This is a genomic window from Mesorhizobium sp. M1D.F.Ca.ET.231.01.1.1, from assembly GCF_003999155.2.
In the GTDB taxonomy this organism is placed as follows: domain Bacteria; phylum Pseudomonadota; class Alphaproteobacteria; order Rhizobiales; family Rhizobiaceae; genus Mesorhizobium.
Map to the genome: position 1 here is coordinate 1 of NZ_RZOZ02000297.1, position 279 is coordinate 279.

Consider the following 279-nt stretch of genomic DNA (forward strand, 5'->3'; position numbering starts at 1 on the left):
AGCGGGACCATGCGGTATCGTAGGCGCGGGCGCGCAGCCGGGCCATGCGGGCAGGGTCGGAACAGAGTGCGACCGTCAGGTCGGCAAGTCCTTCGTCGGTGTCGGACAGCAGCAAGTCTTCGCCGCCGGAGACGTCGAGCCCTTCCGCCGCGAGCGGCGTCGCGATCACCGGCACGCCCGCGGCCATCGCTTCCAGGATCTTGATGCGCGTGCCGCCCCCGGTCCTGAGCGGGACGATGCAGAGATGCGCTGCCGACAGCAGGGGGCCGACATCGTCGG

At 71.0% G+C, this 279-nt stretch carries 1 protein-coding gene; it reads right to left on the reverse strand.

Annotated features, from left to right (window positions below; all coding sequences use genetic code 11):
• Positions 1 to 279: glycosyltransferase family 4 protein (locus EN874_RS33385; protein WP_135884759.1), on the reverse strand; the 279-nt coding region annotated here is incomplete at both ends.